The sequence below is a fragment of the Tsuneonella mangrovi genome, assembly GCF_002269345.1.
Taxonomy (GTDB): Bacteria; Pseudomonadota; Alphaproteobacteria; order Sphingomonadales; family Sphingomonadaceae; genus Tsuneonella; species Tsuneonella mangrovi.
On record NZ_CP022889.1, the window covers coordinates 1,575,596 to 1,590,475 of the forward strand.

A 14,880-nucleotide genomic window follows, 5' to 3' on the forward strand; every position below is an offset into this window, starting at 1 on the left:
CACGATTCCGGCGCATTAGCTCTTTGGTAAGGAAGATTTCGGTTCGGTTACTGCCCATAAAATAAGCTATTGCCTATTTTGCGGGCAGTACAAGCTCCGCCCAGACCGGAAGGTGGTCCGACGCCTGCGCGGCCAGTGCGCTATGGTGCACTCCGTGATCGAGCAAACGCCAGTCGTGCGAGGCGATGATCCGGTCGATCTGGGCGAGCGGCTGGCGGCTGGGGAAGCTGCGGCCGGGAACCAGCGACTGCCAATGCGGACCAAATTCGCGCATCGCCCCGGTCGCCTTGCCCCACTGATTGAAGTCACCCATCAGCACCGTCGGGCAATGCCCGTCGCAATCGCCCAAGTGATCGAGGATCGCACGCACCTGGTCGCGCCGCCGGAGACCGGACAGATCGAGATGCATCCCGACCACCCGTAGATGCTGCCCATCGACTGTGAAATCACCGCGCACCGCCCCGCGCGGTTCGAGCGTAGGCAGTTCGAGTGGATGCGCTTCGAGCAATTCGAAGCCGCGCCGCACCAGCAAGGCATTGCCGTGCCAACCTAGGCTGCGCGGCCTTCGCCCGACGGGAAGCGGGCGCCAGGGAGAGTCGTCCAAAGCGCTGCGCTCGATCACGCTGGCCCGCTCACCCAACCGGCGGTCGCATTCCTGCAATGCGATCACATCGGCATCGAGCTCGCGCAGGACAGCGATGATCCTCTCGCCATCGCGCCGCCCGTCGGTGCCGACAGCCTTGTGGATGTTGTAGCTGGCGAATTTGAGTCGCACGCCGCCGTTCGTTGTCAGCGCGCCTTAGCCACGAACTTCGCTGCTACCGAGGTATCGGTCGGTCGTGCGGATCGGCAGCCCGTCGATGCTGCGGTTGCGGCCCTGTTGCTTGGCCACCCAGGCATCGGGATCGGTCCGCGCGTGATGCTTCACCAGCGTATCGCGCTCGCGCTCGAACGCCATGAACGGAACGCCATAGCCGCAACTGGTCTGCACCGTCTCGACCGCGATCTCGAAGATCTGGCGAGTGCCGGGCAGGATCGTGAAATGCGCGGCCAGTTCGCCCCAGTCGGCATCTTGTGGAAGTACCGCGCGGCCCCGGCCATAAATCCGCAGGATCCGCGCGGGCTGGACGAAGTTGCACACCATCAGCGTAATCCGATCGCTGACCGCAAGGTGCGCATTGGTCTCGTTGCCGGAACCGGCAAGGTCGAGATAGCCGACCCGCTTGGGTCCGAGCACCCGCAGCGCATCGTAACCCTTGGGGCTGAGGTTGACCCGGCCATCCGGCGCAGCAGTTGCCACGAAGAACACCGGCTGCGCGGCGATCATCGCCACATGGTCATCGCTCAATGCGTCGTAGAAGTCGGCCATCGGCCGGCAGGTCTAGGCGCGAACGCCCGACCTGCCAAGCCTGTGCCGGGCCTCAGTCGAGCTTGTCGACCGCCGCCTTGACCTCCGCCCCGCGCGCTTCCTTGAGAGCGGCGCAGTTGCGGATACGTTCGATCGTTCGCTCCAGCGTCAGCGCGCCCGGGGTGTTAGCGAAGACCGGCCGGAAGGTCGCTGCAATCTCGTCAGCCTTTTCGGCCGAACAGAACCCGCCGAGCACCGAAGGTACGCCGCGCGCGAGGAAGATGCCGGACGTGCCCTTGAGCATTCCGGCGAGGTTCTTCGTCAGCCATTCGTAGCCGATGTCGCGGGTCTTTTCGTTTCGGGCGATCCCAAGCTTGAGGAAAAGCTTCTCGGTCTCGCGCATCCGCGGATCGTTGAAGTCGTTGAGCGCCCAGTTTGCGATATCCTTGTTGCCTGAATCGGCGATCGCACCGCCCGCCGCCGGGCGGAACATGGGATCGTCGCTGGCCACCGCCCGTTCGGCCAGGTCCTTCGCTGCCGGGAGGCCGCCCGCCTGGATGTAGGCATCGAGCGCATCGCTCAGGTAAGATGGATCGAGCGCTGCCTTGTCGCCACCCAGATACGCCTTGGCCGCCGCAACGAGCTTGGCATCGATTTCCTTGTCGTGTGCAAATACGAGACGCCCAACCATCCGCTGGCGGCGCTGCTGGACGTCCGGGTTTTCTTTCACGTAGGCACCGGCGCGCGGATCGAAGCCAAGCTTCGCCAGGTCCTGCCGGGCGATCGAGCCCATCCAGTTCCGCAGCTTGCCTTCCTCGGCTTCATCGAGCACGCCCGACGACTGCATCCATCCAAGACCACTGAATGCGGTTCCATACGCGAACGGGTCGGGATTCTTGGCAAGCTTCTCAGCCAGCGCGAACACCTGGGCAACACTGGCCCGGCCGGCGCGGAAGCTGGCATCGAGGCTGTCGGCGGTTGCCAGCGCCTCTGCCGAACCCAGGGTATCGGCGCTTGCGATAAGCTCGTTCCATTCAGCTTTCGGTAGCTCGAAGCGATAGTAACCGGTGCCGCCGGCATTGGGCATCAACGCCCCGCTGCCAGGCAATGCGAATGCCATACTCTTATCATTCAGCAGGTGGCACTCACGGTTATCCCCATGGCGCATGCACACCGGCACGCCCCAGGTCTCCGGATCGGATTCGACTCCGATCGCCCGGTAACGGCTCTGGCTTACCGTGTACTGGCCGTTCGATCCGGCAACGGTGATCAGCGGCACGCCTTGCTGGTCGGTGAAGCTCTGCATCGCCTGCGTGATTCGCGGGTCACCCGCCTGCTTCGCCATTGCGGAGAAGAAATCGGTGCTGGTTGCGTTGCCATAGCGATGTGCCGCCATGTACTTGCGGACGCCGTCGCGGAAATTGTTCTTGCCGAGGAACGCCGCAATCATCGAAACGACATGTCCGCCCTTGCCGTATGTAATCGTATCGAACGCCGAATCGACCTGGTCGTTGGTGTTGATCGCCTGGTGGATCGGACGGCCGACGGTAAGCTCGTCGGTATCCATCGCGCCGAACCCTTCGGCCAGAGCACCTTCGCCGATCTTGAGGTCCGGGCGCCATTCGCCGCCGATGGTGAAGCCCATCCAGTTGGCGAAGCTTTCGTTGAGCCAGATGTCGTCCCACCAAGTCGGCGTAACCATGTCGCCGAACCACTGGTGCGACAGCTCGTGCGCAACGACCATGCCGAATACCTGCTGCTGCCGGACCGGTGCATTCTTGTCGAGAATGATGATGTTGTCGTTGTAGAGGTCGGCCCCGGCATTCTCCATCGCTCCGCCCATCAGCGGCGAAGTGATCTGGTCAAGCTTGGGGAACGGGAACGCCTGCCCGAAATAAGCCTCCAGGTGCGCGACGATCGGCTTGGTATTATCGAGCGCGAACTGCATATTTTCGGCGTTGGTCTGGGGCGTGACGATCCGCAGCGGCAGCGGCTCGCTTCGCTCGGGCGTCGGCGGAACCTCGCCCTTGAGCACCGCGAACGGGCCCGACATCATTGCCACCAGGTAAGTGGGCAGCGGGAGGGTCGGCGCGAAGCGGTGGACCTGCCAACCGTCCTCGAGCGTGTTCGACACTTCCGGCGCGTTGCTCACCGCAGTTTCGCCGGGAGGGGTGCGGATCGTCAGCGTGAACGGCACTTTGTAGCCCGGTTGGTCGAAGCCGGGGAACGCAGCGCGGGCATCGATCGATTCGAACTGGCTCCAGCCGTACCATTTGCCACCGATCTGGGCGTGGAACAGGCCGCTGGCATTGCCTTGGTAACGGCCGGTGTAGGCAAATGAGAGCGTCGCTTTCCCGGCCGGCAGCTCGCCGTCGAACACGACGCGGGCGACGCCGGTCGGATCGAGGTCGTGCCAGGTGCCGGTGTAGGTCTTGCCGTCGACAGTCGCTGTGACCTTGCTCATCGTGAGATGGCGACCGTTGAGATCGATAAACGTCGTCGGCTTGGCGATCGTCACGTCGATATCGGTGTGGCCCGAAAAGCCATCCTTCGACGGATCGAAACTGGTGTCGATACGATAAGCCGAAGGCACCACGGCGTCGCTCAGCTTCCCGTGCGGAACCGGCGCGAGTGCAACGACCGCCGTATCGGCTGTATCTGCATCGGCGGCCCAAACCGAGGCGGGCTGGAACAACACAGCTCCGGCGAGCAGAGTGGCGGCGATCAATTTATGGCGCATGAAAATAGACCCCTGTCTTTGGCAACCTTCTATCGGCGGCGTTCAACCGCAAAGACTGCAAGGCAGCAAGCCATCGCTCGCCCGAACACGCAACGAATTCGACAAACGACATGCCAAAACCGTTTAGCGCATCAATCGCCAACACAGGCTTCGTAGCGATCGAACAACAGCTTATCCGTATCGTCAGGGAAGTCGCCGCTCGATAATCATACGACACTCGTCGAAATGTCTCGCCAGCCACCCGGGGCGAACGCTACTCACCCGCCCGCCTACACCAAGGGGGATTTTCACTGTATGTTTCGTTTCGGTCTTGCCATCACTACCAGCGCCTTGTTGCTTGCCGGTTGCGCCACGGTCCCTGTTGCCGATCATGTATCGGCCGCTCCGCCCGCGATGGCGGCGACCCCGCTTGCGGCCGACACCCCTTCCCAGCTTCCGCGCACCGCTGCGCCGAGCCACTATGCCATCCAGATCACACCCGATGCGAAGAACCTAACCTTTGCCGCCCAGTCGGCAGTAGACCTGTCGGTGTTCGAGCCGACCGACACGATCGTGCTCAACGCCCGCGACCTCAACATCACCGAGGCAAGGCTGGTCAAGGAAGGCGCGCAGGACGCGGTTCCCGTTTCGATCAGCCTCGACAAGGCGAGCCAGACCGTCACCTTCACAGCCGACAGGAAGATTGAACCGGGCAACTACACGCTCTCGACCACTTACACCGGCACGATCAATACGCAGGCCAACGGCCTGTTCGCGCTCGACTACCCCGACAAGCGCGATGGCAGCAAAAAGCGCGCGCTATTCACCCAGTTCGAAGCCCCCGATGCGCGCCGTTTCGTGCCGAGCTTCGACGAACCGAGCTACAAAGCGACCTTCGATCTCAGCGCGATCGTCCCGAGCGGCCTGATGGCGGTCAGCAACATGCCGATCGCCACGTCTGACGATCTTGGCGACGGCACCAAGAAAGTCACATTCGACACCAGCCCGAAAATGAGTAGCTACCTGCTGTTCTTCGGCTTGGGCGATTTCGAACGCGGCACCATGCCGGCTATGCCCGGTGTCGAAGCGGGGATCGTCGCACCAGCGGGAAGCGGCAGCCAGAAGGATTTCGCGCTGAAATCGCTCGCGCCTCTGATCCCATTCTATTCCGATTATTTTGGCCAGAAGTATCCCCTGCCCAAGATCGACAATATCGCGGGCCCCGGTCAGTCGCAGTTCTTCGGCGCAATGGAAAACTGGGGTGCGGTATTCACCTTCGAACGGATCCTGCTCGACGATCCCCGGATTACCAGCGCGGGCACTCGCCGCCGGATATACGAAACGCAGGCGCACGAAGTCGCTCACCAATGGTTCGGCGATCTCGTCACCATGGCGTGGTGGGACGACCTGTGGCTGAATGAAGGGTTCGCCAGCTGGATGGAAACGAAGGCGACCAATCACTTCCATCCCGAATGGTATCCGATGCTCGGCCGCGTCGGCGGGCGCGAAGCGGCGATGGGGCTCGACAGCTTCAAGACCACCCACCCGATCGTTCAAAAAATTCGCACCGTCGAACAGACCAACCAGGCATTCGACACGATCACTTACCAGAAAGGTGAAGCGGTCATCTCCATGCTGGAGGCCTATGCCACTCCGCAAGTGTGGCAAAAGGGGCTGCAGCGCTACATGGCGGAGCACAAGTACGCCAACGCCAGGACTGGCCAACTGTGGGCGGCGGTCGAGGAGGCAGGTGCGACCGGCCTTACCGGCATCGCCGAGGATTTTACCACCAAGCCCGGCGTGCCGCTGGTCGAAGTGACCGGCGAGACCTGCACCGACGGCAAGACGACGCTTGCGCTGTCCCAGAGCCAGTTCAGCAACGATGACCGGCAAGGTGTCGCCGCCAGCCCGCAAGGCTGGCGCATCCCGCTGTTCGTCTCGACCGTGGGTGGCGAACCCGTCCGCCAGGTGATGGATGGCAAGACCGCCACCGTCACTGTCGATGGATGCGGCGCGACGCTCGTGAATGCCGGACAGCTGGGCTACTATCGCACGCTCTACCCGGCCGCCATGCTCGCCACCCTCAAGGACGCGGTGCCGCAGATGAAGCCGATCGACCAGCTCGGCCTGATGCGCGACCAGCTCGCGCTGTCGTCCGCCGGATACCAGGCCTTTGCACCCTCGCTCGACCTGCTGCGCGCATTGCCGGGAGACGCCAACCCGGTGGTCGCGGCCAATGCGGTAGGGATATATGCGGGCATGTACGAAACACTCGACGGCGATGCGGCGGCACAGGCGAAGATCGCCGGCCTCGCTTCGAGCCAATTCGGCGCGCGCTTGCAGCAGCTTGGTTTCAGCCCCATCGCCGGGGAGCCACTGGTCGACGACAGCCTGCGCTCGACACTGATTTCCAACCTTGGGGCGATGGGCGACCAGAAGGTGGCCTCAGAAGCCAGCCGCCTGTTTGCTGAGCTACAGACCGACCCGACCGCGCTCGACGGGCCCCTCAAGACCACTTGGCTATCGATCATCGCGAAGAACGCTTCCGCCGACCAGTGGGAGCAAATCCTGAAACTGGCCCGCACTTCGAACAGCGCGGTCGAAAAGGCGACGTACTATTCGCTGCTGGGCAGGGCGAAGGACAAGGTACTGGCACAAAAGGCGCTAGACCTCGCGCTGACGAGCGAGCCAGGGGCGACAACCAGTGCCGGAATCATCGCTTCGGTGGCAGGCGAGAACCCCGACATGGCGGTCGATTTCTTCCTCGCCAACCAGGAGAAGATCAAGCCACTGGTCGACGATTCGGCTCGCGCACGATACTTTGCCCGACTGGCCAGCGGATCGAAGGATCCGGCGATGATCGGCAAACTGGAAAGCTACGTCAAGACGGTCACGCCAGACCAGGCCAAGCCGCTTGTGATGGTGATCGGCTTCCTCAAGCAGGCCGCAATCAGCCGCCCGCGCTCGATCGCTAGCATCAAGGAATGGCTGGCGACGCAATAAGCCACCGATTCAGACCGGAACCGAAGGCCCGACCCGGCCTGCGCAGCGGTCGGGCCTTTCGTACGGGGCCTCGCCCGGCCAGACAAGCAAGCGATTCAGCACGAACATTCCTCCGGACAAAACCGGGCAACGCCTGCGCAGACGTTGCATATGCGGGTCTCTGGCGATAGCGCTCAAGCTGGTTGATCGGATCGGGCCACCGGGTGCATGGCTTTCTCACGGGCAAGACCTGTCAGGTGGCGAGGACGATCACATCGAAACAGGGCTGATCAGTCGAAGACGGGGAGCGGAACATGACCGATAACGAACCGGCCGGAGAGGTCGACGTCACCAAGGCCTGGCAAGCGACGCAGGATCAGAAGGGCGCCGCCACACGGCTTCGCATCTTCGCCGCGATTGCCTGGGTGCTGGCCATCGGGGTCGAGATCGCCGGTATTGTCATGCTCAAACAGCACAAGTTCGACCACGGCAACATGGCACTGCTCATCGGCATCCTGGTGGTAATCGCGGTCTTCGCGATCGGCGGCAACCTGATGTGGAAGGCCGCCAACCGGCACGATCCTGCCAGCAAGGCCGAAGGGTTCCGGTTCTTCGTCCAGAACCAGCTGGGAGCGATCATCACCCTCATCGCATTCCTGCCGCTGATCGTGCTGATCTTCCTCGACAAGGACATGGACCCCAAGAACAAGAAGATCGCCGGGGGCGTCGGAGTCGTGCTGGCATTGCTGGCGACCGTAATCGGCGTCGATTTCAAGCCGCCGTCGGTCGAGCAGTACACGCAGGACATGAACGAATGCGCAGCGCAGATCAAATCGGGCCAACCGACCACTGCCTGTTCGCCTGCGGTCGCTGCGCAAGCAAAGGACATCGCCCGCGATTCACAAACCGTGGCCGATGCGACCAAGTCCGCGCAGAACCCGATGGGGCAAGACGTGGTCTATTGGATCGCGCCTGAAAACGGTGCCAAGACGTCCTCAATTCCGCACGTCTTCCATCTGTGCGCCGACGTAACCCCGCTCAAGGGCAAGACCGTAAATCACGGCTCGGTCACCGAGGCCTATGCGGAGAACGCGACCCGGATCACCAAGCAGATCCCGATGGAGCAGAAGCAATGCGGGCTCACTCCCGCGCAGTGAACCGACCTCTCGTCGTCCGGGATATTCGCTAACGGGCTGGCTGCAGCACCCCCTGACCTCGGGGAACGTAGTCGCCAGCCCCGGGCAGCACCCTCGACTTGCGCGCCGGAGCGGCTAAGGCAGGGCCGATGGGAGAGCGTAGCCCCTTCGTTTTGCTCGACGATGCCCGCGAAAGCGGTGCCGCCGACGCGCGCTACTTCGCCGCGCCATCGCGCGTGTTCGTGGCGCACCGGGCGAGCGAGGTCGCAGAGACGCTCGCCGCCGCAGATGCCGCGCGGATCGAGGGCGAGGGCACTTTGGCGGGTTACATCGCGTATGAGGCAGGGCTGGCGCTCGAACAACGACTGGTGCCACTGGCCGACAGACGCACCGGCGCAGCAGGTCCGCTGGTGTGGCTCGGCCTGTTCAGCGAAGGCGAGACGATCCCGGCAAGCGAAATGCCCGAATGGCTCGCTGCGCGTTCCGATGGCACCGCCAGCCTCGGCCCGCTCGACCCGCAAATCTCGCCGGGCGGATATGTCGCAGCGTTCGAAGCGCTCGAGGAAGCGATTCGTGCAGGCGACATCTACCAGGCGAACCTGACATTCCCGCTCGCCGGCAGCGTCCGCGGCGATCCGCTGGCGCTCTACGCTGCGCTGCGTTCGTCCGCCCGGGCCGGTTACGGCGGCGTAATTTTCGACGGACAGCACTGGCTACTCAGCCTGTCACCCGAATTGTTCGTATCGCTCAGGGACGGCACTGCGAAGGTCAAGCCGATGAAGGGCACCCGCCCGCGCGGCAGCGACGCAGCGAAGGACCGCGTGCTGGCCGAAGACCTCAGGACTTCGGTCAAGGACAAGGCCGAGAACCTGATGATCGTCGACCTGATGCGCAACGACCTCAGCCGCGTGGCGGAACCCGGGAGCGTCGCGGTCGATGCCCCGTTCGCAGTCGAAAGCTATCCGACGGTCCACCAGATGGTTTCGACGGTCCATGCCCGGCTCGCTCGCGGCAAAGGCGCGATGGACCTTGTCCGCGCGCTGTTTCCTTGCGGCTCGATCACCGGCGCGCCGAAGATCCGCGCGATGGAGCTGATCGACGCAGTCGAGCGCGACGCGCGCGGGGCGTATTGCGGGGCGATCGGGCGGATCGGGCCAGACGGCGATGCAGCATTCAACGTCGCGATCCGCACCTTGCGCCTGACCGAGATCGAGAACGGCCACGGCACCGCAGTGCTCGGTGTCGGCTCGGCAATTGTTGCCGACAGCGAAGCGATGCCCGAATGGCGAGAAAGCGTGCTGAAGGGCGATTTCGCGCGCCGCGAAGCGGGCGGCTTCGACCTGCTCGAAGCGATGCGGTTCGATCCCGAAGAGGGCATCCCGTTGCTCGAGCTGCACCTCGAACGGATCAAGGCGAGCGCGGCCGAACTGGGCTTTGCGTTTGACCGGCATGAAACCCGTAACCGCATCCAGGCGCTGTGTTTCGAGCTGGAGGCCCCGGCCAAACTGCGGTTGCGGCTCGCGCGCAGCGGTGCGACCGCGCTCGAAGCGCAGCCACTTGGCGACGCGGCGTTGCCGCGGCCGACGGTCTGCGCGGTACTTCCCCTGCCGGTCGGTGAAGTCGACTGGCGGCTGCGCCACAAGACCAGCGACCGGGGTTTCTACGAAGCGGCGCGCGAAGCGGCGCAAGCGGCAGGCGCGCACGAGGCACTGCTCATCCGCGACGACGGCCTGCTGACTGAAGCGTGCCATTCGAACCTGTTCGTCGAGCGTGACGGGATGCTGCTCACTCCTCCCGCCAGCCTCGGGTTGCTGCCCGGCGTACTGCGACGTTCGTTGATCGAGGAAGGCTCCGCACGGGAGTCGGAACTGACTATCGACGACCTGGCGAACGGGTTCCTGCTCGGCAATTCGGTGCGCGGACTGGTCCCGGCAAGGCTGCTGGCGTGATTCCGATCCTCTACGAAGACGGCGAAGCGTTGGTGATCGACAAGCCGGCGGGGCTACCGATCGAAACGCCGCGCGCGGGTGGCCCGGCATTGAGCGACCGGCTTGCGGAACTGCGGCTGGGCTTCCAGCGCGATCCGGTGCCGGTCCACCGGCTCGACACCGATACTTCGGGCTGTCTGCTGCTGGCTCGCAATCCCAAGGCGCTCAAGCGGTTCAACAAGGCGTTCGAAGACCGGTTGGTCGAAAAGCGCTACCTCGGCATTGTCGAAGGGACACCCAGCGGCGAAGAAGGCACGATCGAGCTGGCGCTCGCCAAGATCAGCTCGGCACAGGCCGGGTGGCGGATGATCCCGGCGAAGAAGGGCAAGCCCGCGATCACCCACTGGCGCGTGCTGGCGACAGCAGGCGGGGTGGCGCTGGTCGAGTTTCGCCCCGAGACCGGGCGGACCCACCAGATCAGGGTCCACGCCGCGTCCGGGCTCGGCACCCCGCTAGCGGGCGATCCGGTCTATGGCAGGCCGGGAACCGGCCCGCGCACGATGCTCCATGCCGCCGGGTTGACAGTGCCGCGCGATGGCAAGCCGCCGATCGTCGCAGTCTCTCCCTTGCCCAACGATTTCGCCCAGCTCGGCTTCGCGCATGAGTGACGCCGACGAAACCGTCGAGCGCGCGATGGCGCTGGTCGAGGAAAGCTTCATCGCCGGGACCGGGCCGGGCGGGCAGAACGTCAACAAGGTCGCGACCGCGGTGCAGCTGCGGCTCAACGTCTTTGCGCTCAAGCTGCAGCCGCAGGTCTTCGCCCGACTGAAGGCGCTGGCCGGGAGCCGGATGACCGCCAGTGGAGAGATCGTGCTCACCGCCCGCCGCTATCGCACGCAGGAAGCGAATCGCACCGACGCGCGCGAGCGGCTGGCGGACATGATCCGCAAGGCCCATGAAGCACCGCCTAAGCGGGCCAGGACCCGGCTCAACCGCGTGGGCAAGGAAGCCCGCATAAAAGCGAAGAAATCCCGCGGTGCGATCAAGGCTAACCGGGGGAAAGTCGACTGGTAGAGCGAAGGGCGCGAAAGCCCCTTGCAGCCTTGACTTTATCGCCCGTTTGCACCAATGGCCGCGCCGGACGGGCGGCGCACGTGTGCCGCCCTTGGTATTTATCGGGCCCACCCGGCCCTCTCGCACGCATCAGGACGCACACGCCATGGCGAAGCCCGCAACCGTCAAGATCCGGCTGGTCTCGACCGCCGACACCGGCTTCTTCTACGTTACCAAGAAGAACCCGCGCAACACGACCGAGAAGATGACCTTCCGCAAGTACGACCCGATTGCCAAGAAGCACGTCGAGTTCAAGGAAGCGAAGATCAAGTAAGCTGAACGCCCGGGGCCCTGCAGGTTCACGGGCAGTTCAACGCTCCGAGGTCAGCAAGCGGAGCATGACAATCTTGACCAAGTCTCGCACATTTTCCGCCCGGGCCGCCTTCGCAGGCGCGCTTGCGCTTGCCGTTCCGCTCGGCGCGGCGATTACCCTCGCACCTGCACCCGCCGCCGCCGCTTCGCCCGAGATGCTCGACACCGCGATCTCCGCGCTGCGTTCGATCTCGACGATGACTGCCGATTTCACCCAGACCGACGCAAAGGGGCAGACGGTATCCGGTGAAATGACCCTCAAGCGCCCCGGCAAGATCCGCTTCGAGTACGAAAAGAGCGCCAAGATGCTGATCGTTTCGACCGGCAAGTCGCTCTACCTGATCGACTACGCGGTGAACCAGGTCCAGCGCTGGCCAATCAAGAATTCGCCGCTTGGTGCGCTGCTCGATCCGGGCCGCGACGTCCAAAAGTACAGCACGCTCGTGCCCACCAGCACCAACGACGTGATCGGGGTCGAAGTACGCGACCCCAAGCATCCCGAATACGGAGTGATCACGCTCATCTTCCAACGCGATTCGACCGCTCCCGGCGGGTTCGAGCTGGTCAGTTGGGTAGCGCTCGATTCGCAAAATAACCGCACCACCGTGCGGCTGAAAAACCAGCGCTACGGCGTGGCCGTGCCTGACAGCACATTCAGGTTCAAGGACCCCCGCCGCTCGGGCCGTCGACCGTAGCCAACGCTTCGCCCGCAGGCCGTTCGCGCCCTGCGACAAGCCGGTACAAGGCGTTCATCCAGCGGAAAGCCGCGACGGCCTAGAACGGTCATCAGCAGGCTGGCTCGAGAGGGAGGTTTCCCCCCTGTTGCCCCCTCAATGGAAAGGCTGCCTGCCACAAGCGTGACGAACGCTCAAACGAACCCTCGTGCCAATGCCCCCGGCACGAGGGTTTTCGTTTGTCCTGGCGGATCGCGCGGCAGATCGCTTGCCGCCTGCGGGCTTCGCCCCTAAGTCCGCCCCATGCTGACTGTCGCCACCTGGAACATCAATTCCGTCCGCCTGCGCATAGATCAGGTCGTGCGGATGCTTTCCGAACAATCGCCCGACGTGCTGTGCCTGCAGGAAATCAAGTGCCAGGAGCAGCAGTTCCCGGCCAAGGTGCTGGCCGATCTGGGCTATGTCCATCAAGCGATCCACGGGCAAAAAGGCTATCACGGAGTCGCCACGGTAAGCCGGGTTCCGCTGTGCGAGTTTTCGCGGTTCGACTGGCAGGACAACGGCGAAGCGCGCCACGTCGGAGTCGAACTTACTGAAGGCGAAGGTGCCGGGCTGGTGATCGAGAACGTCTACATTCCGGCAGGAGGCGACATTCCCGACCGCGAGGCCAATCCCAAGTTCGGGCAGAAGCTCGATTTCCTCGATCGGATGACCCGCTGGTCGGAGCAGATCGACCGGCCGACTTTGCTGGTGGGCGATTTCAACATCGCCCCGCTCGAATGCGACGTCTACGATCACAAGGCCCTGCTCAAGGTGGTGAGCCACACCCCGATCGAAGTCGAAACGCTGGGGCGACTGCAAGACGCACACGGCTGGGTCGACCTTGGTCGCCAATTCATTCCCGCGCCGCAGCGCAATTACTCGTGGTGGTCCTATCGCAGTTATTGGCGACAGAAGGACCAGGGGCGGCGGCTCGATCATATGTGGGCCAGCCCTGAACTCGCACCCAAGGCGACCGCGCACCGCTTCGTCGAGGAAACCCGCAAGTGGGATCAGCCGAGCGATCATGTGCCGCTGATCACGGAGTTCGCGCTCTGACCGGCGACGCGCCTCGCCCCAGTGCGTCGCGACGCGCGGCGCAGGCGGTTGACGCGCTGCGCCATGGCTGGCCGATCGCGCTCCAAGGCGGACCGACTTTGCTGCCCGCTGAGACAGCGATTGCGTCGGGCGCCAGGTCGCGGCTCATGCTGATTTCCGCGGCCCGCGCAGCCACGCTCAAGCTCGCCAACCAGCGCGAGGCCGCCGAACCGCACGCGCCAGTGCTGATCCGCGCGGCGCAGGACTTCGACCTTGCCGCTGCGCGCGCGTTGGCCGACCCGGCGCTCGACCTCACCCACCCGCTGAAAGGTCCGTATCGCGCCGAACCGCTCGACTGGGCCGGGGCGGCACAGGTGGCGCTTGAGCTGGCGCGAGTTGCAGGGATCCTGCCGGCATACATGGTCGAAGCCGAGGATGCGGGGGAAGCGCAGCCGTTCGCCCCGGCAGACCTGGCCGCGCTGCTCGATCCGCAGCGCCTCTTCATCGCCAGCCGCGCGCGTCTGCCTATCTCGGCGAGCGAGAACGCAGAGATTGTCGCCTTTCGCAGCCCCGACGATATCCGCGAACACGTCGCACTGGTGATCGGGGAGCAGAGCAGCGACCGGGTGCCGCTGGTGCGGCTGCACTCCGAATGCCTGACGGGCGACGTGCTCGGCAGCCTCAAGTGCGATTGCGGCCCGCAACTCGACAGCGCGCTCGAGCAGATCGCTTCAGAAGCGCGCAATGGCGGGTGGGGCGTGCTGCTGTACCTGCGTCAGGAAGGTCGCGGGATCGGGCTTGTCAACAAGCTGCGTGCCTATCGCTTGCAGGACGAAGGGTTCGATACGATCGACGCCAACCGGCGACTCGGCCTACCCGACGAAGCGCGCGATTTTCCCGTCGCAGCCCGGATGCTCGACCTGCTGGGGGTGCGCGAATTGCGGCTCCTCACAAACAACCCGGCCAAGGTCGACGCGCTGCGCGAAGCGGGCGTGACCGTCACCGAGCGCGCGCCGCACCAGCTGCCCGACAACCCGCACAACGCCCGCTACCTTGCGACCAAGCGCGACCGCGCGGGGCATATCCTGCCATGAACCTGCTCGTCCGCACCGAACGGGCGGGCGACGAGGCCGACATTCGCGCGCTCACCGCTGCCGCGTTTGCCGACATGCCCCATAGCGGCGGGAGCGAACCGGCGATCATCGACGGCCTGCGTGCAAGCGGCGATCTGGCACTGTCGCTGGTCGCGGCGAGCGAGGCGGGCGAGATCGTCGGCCATATTGCGTTCTCGCCAGTGACGATCGAGGGCGGCGAAGTCGGCTGGTTCGGGCTTGGCCCGGTGTCTGCACGCCCCGACCTTCAAGGGCAGGGGATCGGCTCGCGTCTGATCGAGGCCGGGATCGATGAGATGCGGATGCGCGGTGCGCGGGGAATCGTGCTGGTCGGCGATCCACTATATTACGCGCGCTTCGGCTTTGTTCCGGACCCGCGCCTCGCTTACCCGCACCCGGGCGGCGAGTTCCTCCAGCGGCTTATCCTGAGCGGCGAGGGAACCGGGGGCGTAGTCCGATACGCTCCGGCATTCGGCTGA

13 protein-coding genes are annotated in these 14,880 nt (G+C 64.4%); 10 read left to right on the forward strand and 3 right to left on the reverse strand.

Annotated elements, in window-relative coordinates; genetic code table 11:
• Positions 1 to 73 precede the first annotated feature (73 nt).
• The 3 genes from CJO11_RS07715 to CJO11_RS07725 are packed head-to-tail and all read right to left on the reverse strand — an operon-like array spanning position 74 to position 4,076.
• Positions 74 to 775 (reverse strand): endonuclease/exonuclease/phosphatase family protein, encoded by a 702-nt coding sequence (locus CJO11_RS07715; RefSeq protein ID WP_095012193.1) that lies wholly within the window; start codon positions 773 to 775, stop codon positions 74 to 76.
• Between the two features lie 24 nt (positions 776 to 799).
• Positions 800 to 1,369 carry a pyridoxamine 5'-phosphate oxidase family protein gene (locus tag CJO11_RS07720; protein ID WP_095012194.1) on the reverse strand — a complete coding sequence of 190 codons (570 nt, stop codon included), beginning with the start codon at positions 1,367 to 1,369 and terminating at the stop codon, positions 800 to 802.
• Between the two features lie 52 nt (positions 1,370 to 1,421).
• Complete coding sequence (locus CJO11_RS07725; protein WP_240504355.1) at positions 1,422 to 4,076, reverse strand: M1 family metallopeptidase; 2,655 nt, start codon at positions 4,074 to 4,076, stop codon at positions 1,422 to 1,424.
• A 306-nt stretch (positions 4,077 to 4,382) separates the two neighbouring features.
• Between CJO11_RS07725 and CJO11_RS07730 the strand changes: the two genes are divergently transcribed.
• From CJO11_RS07730 to CJO11_RS07775, 10 genes are all read left to right on the forward strand, one after another.
• On the forward strand, positions 4,383 to 7,070 hold the full coding sequence (locus CJO11_RS07730; RefSeq protein ID WP_240504357.1) for a M1 family metallopeptidase: 2,688 nt from the start codon (positions 4,383 to 4,385) through the stop codon (positions 7,068 to 7,070).
• A gap of 293 nt (positions 7,071 to 7,363) precedes the next feature.
• Positions 7,364 to 8,206 (forward strand): hypothetical protein, encoded by an 843-nt coding sequence (locus tag CJO11_RS07735; RefSeq protein WP_095012195.1) that lies wholly within the window; start codon positions 7,364 to 7,366, stop codon positions 8,204 to 8,206.
• A 128-nt stretch (positions 8,207 to 8,334) separates the two neighbouring features.
• Positions 8,335 to 10,134, forward strand: a complete 1,800-nt coding sequence (gene pabB, locus CJO11_RS07740) for an aminodeoxychorismate synthase component I (protein ID WP_095012196.1) — start codon at positions 8,335 to 8,337, stop codon at positions 10,132 to 10,134.
• Positions 10,131 to 10,781, forward strand: a complete 651-nt coding sequence (locus CJO11_RS07745; protein ID WP_095012197.1) for an RluA family pseudouridine synthase — start codon at positions 10,131 to 10,133, stop codon at positions 10,779 to 10,781. Before pabB ends, CJO11_RS07745 begins: the two co-directional genes overlap by 4 nt.
• Positions 10,774 to 11,187 carry an alternative ribosome rescue aminoacyl-tRNA hydrolase ArfB gene (gene arfB, locus CJO11_RS07750; RefSeq protein ID WP_095012198.1) on the forward strand — a complete coding sequence of 138 codons (414 nt, stop codon included), beginning with the start codon at positions 10,774 to 10,776 and terminating at the stop codon, positions 11,185 to 11,187. The genes CJO11_RS07745 and arfB overlap by 8 nt, the downstream gene beginning before the upstream one ends.
• Positions 11,188 to 11,332: 145 nt before the next feature.
• Positions 11,333 to 11,500 carry a 50S ribosomal protein L33 gene (rpmG, locus tag CJO11_RS07755; RefSeq protein ID WP_095012199.1) on the forward strand — a complete coding sequence of 56 codons (168 nt, stop codon included), beginning with the start codon at positions 11,333 to 11,335 and terminating at the stop codon, positions 11,498 to 11,500.
• A gap of 64 nt (positions 11,501 to 11,564) precedes the next feature.
• Positions 11,565 to 12,233 carry a LolA family protein gene (locus tag CJO11_RS07760; protein ID WP_095012200.1) on the forward strand — a complete coding sequence of 223 codons (669 nt, stop codon included), beginning with the start codon at positions 11,565 to 11,567 and terminating at the stop codon, positions 12,231 to 12,233.
• 282 nt (positions 12,234 to 12,515) lie between these two features.
• Entirely contained in the window at positions 12,516 to 13,310 is a 795-nt protein-coding gene (locus tag CJO11_RS07765; RefSeq protein WP_095013289.1) for an exodeoxyribonuclease III, read from the forward strand.
• Positions 13,259 to 14,383, forward strand: coding sequence for a GTP cyclohydrolase II (gene ribA / locus CJO11_RS07770; protein ID WP_095012201.1), 1,125 nt, complete (start codon positions 13,259 to 13,261; stop codon positions 14,381 to 14,383). The genes CJO11_RS07765 and ribA overlap by 52 nt, the downstream gene beginning before the upstream one ends.
• A complete protein-coding gene (locus CJO11_RS07775; RefSeq protein WP_095012202.1) occupies positions 14,380 to 14,880 on the forward strand; it encodes a GNAT family N-acetyltransferase in 501 nt (166 codons plus the stop codon). Before ribA ends, CJO11_RS07775 begins: the two co-directional genes overlap by 4 nt.

Coding starts and splice junctions, on each gene's coding strand:
- CJO11_RS07760 (WP_095012200.1), top strand. CDS start 11,565: ATGACAATCTTGACCAAGTCTCGCACATTTTCCGCCCGGGCCGCCTTC.
- CJO11_RS07730 (WP_240504357.1), top strand. CDS start 4,383: ATGTTTCGTTTCGGTCTTGCCATCACTACCAGCGCCTTGTTGCTTGCC.
- CJO11_RS07735 (WP_095012195.1), top strand. CDS start 7,364: ATGACCGATAACGAACCGGCCGGAGAGGTCGACGTCACCAAGGCCTGG.
- CJO11_RS07775 (WP_095012202.1), top strand. CDS start 14,380: ATGAACCTGCTCGTCCGCACCGAACGGGCGGGCGACGAGGCCGACATT.
- CJO11_RS07720 (WP_095012194.1), bottom strand. CDS start 1,369: ATGGCCGACTTCTACGACGCATTGAGCGATGACCATGTGGCGATGATC.
- rpmG (WP_095012199.1), top strand. CDS start 11,333: ATGGCGAAGCCCGCAACCGTCAAGATCCGGCTGGTCTCGACCGCCGAC.
- arfB (WP_095012198.1), top strand. CDS start 10,774: ATGAGTGACGCCGACGAAACCGTCGAGCGCGCGATGGCGCTGGTCGAG.
- pabB (WP_095012196.1), top strand. CDS start 8,335: ATGGGAGAGCGTAGCCCCTTCGTTTTGCTCGACGATGCCCGCGAAAGC.
- CJO11_RS07765 (WP_095013289.1), top strand. CDS start 12,516: ATGCTGACTGTCGCCACCTGGAACATCAATTCCGTCCGCCTGCGCATA.